Source organism: Corallococcus sp. CA047B (genome assembly GCF_003612065.1).
GTDB lineage: Bacteria > Myxococcota > Myxococcia > Myxococcales > Myxococcaceae > Corallococcus > Corallococcus praedator.
This window is the reverse complement of the sequence record NZ_RAWD01000450.1, coordinates 1-5845: the sequence shown is the minus strand read 5'-3', so window position 1 is coordinate 5845 and position 5845 is coordinate 1. Positions and strand designations below refer to the sequence as shown.

Here is a 5845-nt window from a genome sequence, read left to right as displayed (position 1 = left end):
TTCGATACTTTCTAGGTGGAGTGTTTCTCCCGTCCGCGCTTGCGCGGACGGGTGAGTACGCCGCGCGAGCGGCGCTCTTGTTCCTTCTAGTTCACCCTCTAGATCGACTCTCACTCAGGTGAGAGTACGGAAACGTGGATCTGAGAGGACCGGCACCGCAAGGTGAGAGGACCGATCATGCCCCAGGATCAGTACCGCGACTCCAATAAGAAGAACGCCAACAAAATCGAGCGTCGGCTCCATGGGTATAGGGGGCAATGGGTCGCGATACCCACCACGCTTGCGCGTCACTGGTCCGAGCTTGGATTGAAGCCGGAGGATACCCTGCTCCTGATTGGGCTACTCTCCTTCAAGATGGACGAGCGGCCTCCTTTCCCGGGCATCGACACGCTGGCCAAGCTCATTAACAAGTCCCATCCAACGATTTACCGGCACCTCGACGACTTGGAGGAAACGGGCTTCCTCAAGAGGCACCGGCGACCGAACCAATCGAACGAGTACGACCTCTCCGGCCTGATCGAGAAAATCCGTGAGTACGAGGGCGAGCCGGACACGTCCCAGGATGTTCAGGGACAGGAACCCGAGCGCCCCGAAGACACGGCCGATCACGTGCCGTTGACGATGAATCCAGCGCGGCGTGCGGCCCTCAAGGCCAAGTTCGGCGGCACCGAGTTGGAGCCGAGCGACGCGACCAAGAAACAAGAAGGCGCCACTCCTCCGCCCAACTCCGGCGGCAACCTCTTCCCCAGGAGGCTCCCCATCTTCGACGGCCAGCCCTACGACTTCACAGTGCTAGGTACTCCACCGCCGCCCCGACCTCCACTGCCGCCCGCCCCTCCGCCCAGGAGCAAAGAAGACCGCCTACGTGCACAGTTCCCTGTGATCCGCTCCATTGTCGCTTCCGAGCTGAGGGATAAGAACGGTGAGCGTCAAGGTAGTTGTCGCGTGAGAAGGTTCAGCCGATACGCTTCAGCTCCTGCGCTTCCGGAGAGGGATTGAGGCGCACGGGGCCCGCGGGCGTCCAGTCGCGCGTGTCGCGGCTCCAGCGCTCGGGGTGACGAGCGCGAGCGCGCAGGTACACCTGGTGGCGCTGGGCGAGCAGCGAGACATCGAGGCCGAAGTGTCTGGCTTCCGGCGTGACGAAGCGGATGGCGGAGTGCCGGTGCTCGGTGTTGTACCAGGCGACGAAACGCGTCACCCACGCTTTCGCGTCCTGCGCCGACGCGAAGGCACGCTGGGGGAAGGACGGGCGGTACTTCAGCGTCCGGAAGAGGGCTTCGGAAAACGCGTTGTCGTCCGAGACGCGGGGCCGACTGAAGGAGGGCGCCACGCCCAGCCATTGCAGCGTGGCCAGCATCGTGGCGCCCTTCATCGGGCCGCCGTTGTCCGAGTGCAGCACCAAGCCCTCGGGGCTGCCCGCCTCGTGCCAGCTGTCGCGGATGAGGGTCGCGGCATGCGCGGACGATTCCTCCTCGTGGACGCGCCAGCCCATGATGCGGCGGCTGAAGACGTCCACCACGAGGTAGAGGTAGAGGAAGCAGCCCTTCACCGGGCCCTTCAGGTAGGTGATGTCCCAGCTCCACACCTGGCAGGACCGGGTGGCGGTGTGTTCTGCCTTGGGGCGCGGCGTGGGCTGCTTCGCGGGGCCTCGGTGGGCCAGCTGCCCCGCTGCGCGCAGTACCCGGTAGAAGCTCGCCTCGCTGGCCAGGTACTCGCCCCGGTCCGCCAGCCTGGGCACCAGTTGCTTGGGCGAGACGTCGCGGAATTCCTCGCTGTTGGCTACCGTCAGCATGCGGCGCTTCTCCGCTTCGGAGAGGCGGTTGGCGGGCCGGGTGCGCGGACCGCACCGCCCGTCCTGAGCCGTCTGGGGCTTCCGCCACCGTTGAATGGTGCGAGGGGCCACCCCGAGCCGCTCACAGACGGCCTCCAGGCGCACGCCCTTCTGGAGGGCTTCCTGCACATGGGCGAGCGTCATTTCTCGCGCTTCTCGTCCACTGCGTCGTCCTCGTCGTCCAAGGGCCCCTCGTCCCAGCCCATCGCCTGAAGTTTTTTTCGAGCACCAGCAGCGCCGCCGTTTCCGCCAGCGCCTTCTCCTTGCGGCGCAGCTCGCGCTCCAACTCCTTCACCCGCTTCTCGGCCACCGCCAGCCGCCTGCGCTCCTTGGCCGGCAGGGCCTGCGTGGACGCGCCCGACAGGGCTCCAGCGGCCGCCTGCTGCCACTCCGTCAACTGCCCCTCGTGCAGCCCCTCGCGCCGCAGCAGCGCCCCCAGTTCCTCTCCGGTGAGCCCCTGGACCGCCACCAGCACGCGCAGCTTCTCCTCGGGCGTCCACTTCTTCGGTCCAGTCGGCGGAGCGGGCTTCTTTTCCTCGGGCGGGGGCGTCATCGCCGCCAACTTATTCGCCTCCCTCAACCACTGCGACAACGTCGGTTGCGACACGCCCACCTGGCGGGCCAGGGCGGCGGCACTCACCGCGGCGGGGCCCACCATCCGCTTCACCATTTCTGACTTGAATCCATCCGTGTACGACACTGCTTCCTGCCTGCTCTCGCCCCCAAGGCGCGGTCATCCCGGCCGATCAGCCGAGGCGACAACTTCCCTGACACAGGGGGAGAACTTCGGCACAGCTCGCGAACTGACCGACGAAGAGATCTTTGCCGTGGGGCTTCCGCTCGTTCCTGACCATGACGACCGGGATGTACGCGCGGACGGCATGATGACCGCCTCCGTAGTCATGGCTCTCGTTAAGAAGCGGCGGGCCGAGCGCGACGGGGCGCCAGGTACTTAGAGTAGATGCCCAATCCCTAGCCGGAGGGCAGCGACAACCTTCCCAGGTATGAGCCGGGAGAAGCACACAACCTTGAACGACGAGCAGCGCGCAGCCGTGGCACGCGGGTGGGCCTCGTCCAGGATGGATCAGGCCAGCTACGCCCAGCTCCACGGAATCAAGCCCAGGACCCTACGCCAGTGGATCCTGCGGTGGGCACCAAAGGTTCCCTCCGACGTTCGTGCGCTCGCCATCATCGAGCAGGCCATCCGCGACCTTCAATCGCTGCAAGATGCAGTCAAAGCCGACATGGCATGCCAACCGGCGGAACAGCACCAAGAACCTGATCATGAGGAGACGTTGCATCCATCGAGCGCCGATCCGGCACGCCGACCGGCGGCACTCTCGAACGAGGCGCTCATTGTGGCCGCCCTTTCTTCCAGCAAAAGAGGCTTCGAGTGGTGAGCGAGTGACCCGTCGACTCGTTGAACAGCGTCACCTCACCACCGCAGTCTCCGTGACCAGTGGTGCTGGCAGAACTATGCCTTGAGTTGGCTGCGAGGCGGCCCACGCAGGAGCCGATACGCCACCTACAGCAGGCCGTTGCAGCGAACGAGTATGGGCGATCTCGCCGAGGCCGCATGACGATTTGCCCCGGGCTTGCTCAGCTCGCGGCGGAAGAACCTAGGGCTGAAGAACGCGCCTCACCGCCGCCCTGGTGGGTGATGAGGCTCGGGGTCGTGGGTGGCGCGACCGTCGGCTGATCGCTGCATGCAACCTTAAAGCGGCAGCCCGCGCACGGCGCCTCCCGCCGAGGAAACCAAGGACCCCTGGGAGGAGTACGGGACAGCCCTTGATCTTTCGGGGCTTCACTTCTCGGCCGACAGCCTTCAGCAATCTGCGCACATTGGCCCACCCACACCCGGAAGGCTCTTCTAGACCTCATCTGGTAGGCCGAAGGCATCATCACGCCGGTGTGATCAAAAATCTGCGAGATTTTGCTTTACACTCGGCTGATTGTTCCGTATATCTGTCAATGTTCGGGGCGAGCTGCCCTGATGCACAGGAGCAGCGCCTTGAAGTTCGAGCGGGAGACGAAGGTCCGCGACCTCTACGCGAGGGACATCGGAGAGGTCCGTCCGGGTGAGCGGGTGGTCGGGAAGGAGTGCCGATATGGCGAGTCCGGGATGCGGGTCGACCTGCGCACGGTCGACACCAGCAACCTGATCCGCGAGTGGGAATTCAAGATTTACGCGACGTACGAGGCCCTGGGACAGATCCAGGTCTACGTCTATCAGGCGCTCTGTGCGAACCCCGGACAGCAGGTGCGCGGCGTCATCGCCGCTTTCGATTTCCAGCTGGAACTCCGCCAAACCGTCCGCAGCCTGAACCTCAACATCGAGTTGGTCACCATCCCGCATTGGATGGCGCAGGCCGGGGGTGTGCCGCTCACGTCCACCACCGTCAACATCGTGAAGATCCCCAAGGGCATCTGATTCGGCCCCAAGAAAAGGAAAAGTCCGTGCTTCACATCCCGAAGGTTGATCTCATCAAGACCAGCAGCATCTCGCCGGACCCGGACTACAGCGGGCTGCGCATCATCCGCTTCCAGTCGGACGAGCAGGCGCAGCAGAACTACCTGAACAACCGCTACCAGTGCCTGCACCAGCCGGAGGAATACTCGATCGTGCGTGCGACGGTGTGCCGCAAGGGCGTTTCGACCAACCTCACCCGGCGTCGCATCGTCGCGGTGATTCACCCGACGCTGAAGCAGTTCACCGACCTGGTCCAGTACGACCCTTCCTCTCCGCCGCCAAACAACTTCCAGGCGGCCGAGATGAAGGTGGCGCACGACCAGACCCAGAGTGACTTCAAGGGCGCCAAGTCCGCCAACAAGGCGGACTTCGCCAGCTACATCCTTCAGGGCCTGACTGGCGCGCGCCCGGTGTACCTGCCCATGGTGTCCGGCTGGCAGTCGAAGTCAGTGTTCGACCGGACCATCTTCGTGGCATTCGACGAGGAGGACCCCAACGCGATGTACGGCCGCCTCTTTCTTCCTAAGCTGCCCATCATGCAGGCGGACGGGCAGACGCAGACGGCCGCGCTGTTCCAGGTGGCGCACTCCGCAGACGCCCAGGCCACCGGTGCACTCGACAGCCTGTGCGTGACGCTGGAGGTCGAACTGAACGTGGACGAGCGCGGGGCGGGCCAGAGCTTCGCTGACCGGAACGGGCGCGGGTCGAAGAAGAACCTGAACCTCGTCATCGGCATGGACACGTCCTCCGCGCTCAGCGAACTCCGGATGCAAGCCATCAAGGACACAGTGTTCGAGAAGCGCTTGGCGACGGGGCGGACCACCGGCACGAGCGAGACAGCGACCGGGAACATCGTGGACCTCTCCACGATGGAGCAGATGCTCCTCAACGTCATCTCGGGAGGGCGCAAGAAGCCTGAGCACATTCAACACGAGTACGTGCCGCACTTCGTGCCGTACGTGAAGGAGTTCCTGACCATGCTCGACGAGACCTTTTCGGCGAACTGGCTGCAGGACACGCCGGAGGACAAGGACACCTTCCGGCGCCTCTACGTGCACGGCTGGCCCTTCGCCCTCAAGGCGATCGCCCTGGCGTACTACGAGGCGCGCATCGACGTCCTGGGTCCCCTCGGCACGGCTATTGGCGCGAAAAGCGCGCTGAAGACGACGGCGCAGGCGTTCGAGGAGATGGCCGAGGAGGCGCGTAAGAGCGGCAAGTTCAAGACGCCTGCGGTGGACTTCGAGGAACTCAAGGCTCGGCTCAAGGCGATCGACTGGTACCGCTACCGCAAGCACTGGGTCCAGCTGACGGGCCCGAAGATGGGCAAGGACGGCAAGCCCCGGCCCACCACCCTTAAAGGCTCGGGGGAGGTGGTGGTCCTGGGCCAGGCGCAGAACACCAATTTGGTCATCGACGCCGTGGCGGCCAAGATCCTGTCTGCGACGTGGAATGAGCTCTGCTCCACCGAAAACTACCCGCTGCCCAAGTAGTCGCTCGCATGCGGTTGATTGAGGCGCGCCTCGCCCCATCGGGGGAGGCGCGCC

The 5845-nt window shown here is 64.7% G+C and carries 5 protein-coding genes; 4 read left to right on the top strand and 1 reads right to left on the bottom strand.

Annotated features, from left to right (window positions below; genetic code table 11):
- Positions 1-177 precede the first annotated feature (177 nt).
- Positions 178-999 carry a helix-turn-helix domain-containing protein gene (locus D7X74_RS38550; RefSeq protein ID WP_120537950.1) on the top strand — a complete coding sequence of 274 codons (822 nt, stop codon included), beginning with the start codon at positions 178-180 and terminating at the stop codon, positions 997-999.
- Here the strand turns inward: D7X74_RS38550 and D7X74_RS38545 are convergent.
- Positions 956-2531 (bottom strand): IS3 family transposase gene (locus D7X74_RS38545; protein ID WP_120537949.1). Its coding sequence is split into 2 segments (ribosomal slippage): positions 956-2054 and positions 2053-2531, totalling 1578 coding nucleotides; the frame shifts between segments, so codons are not numbered across the junction. The genes D7X74_RS38550 and D7X74_RS38545 overlap by 44 nt on opposite strands.
- Positions 2532-2859: 328 nt before the next feature.
- On the opposite strand from D7X74_RS38545, the gene D7X74_RS42800 reads away from it, so the two are divergent.
- The 3 genes from D7X74_RS42800 (at position 2860) to D7X74_RS38535 (ending at position 5791) form a co-directional block, all read left to right on the top strand.
- Positions 2860-3231, top strand: coding sequence for a hypothetical protein (locus D7X74_RS42800; protein ID WP_147446835.1), 372 nt, complete (start codon positions 2860-2862; stop codon positions 3229-3231).
- Positions 3232-3842: 611 nt separating this feature from the next.
- Positions 3843-4262, top strand: a complete 420-nt coding sequence (locus D7X74_RS38540) for a hypothetical protein (RefSeq protein WP_120537948.1) — start codon at positions 3843-3845, stop codon at positions 4260-4262.
- A 26-nt stretch (positions 4263-4288) separates the two neighbouring features.
- Positions 4289-5791: a hypothetical protein gene (locus D7X74_RS38535; protein ID WP_120537947.1), complete on the top strand. Its 1503-nt coding sequence runs from the start codon at positions 4289-4291 to the stop codon at positions 5789-5791.
- Positions 5792-5845 lie beyond the last annotated feature (54 nt).

Bases quoted from the DNA above. Each gene is read 5' to 3' on its own strand.
- D7X74_RS38550 (WP_120537950.1), top strand. From the start codon at position 178: ATGCCCCAGGATCAGTACCGCGACTCCAATAAGAAGAACGCCAACAAA.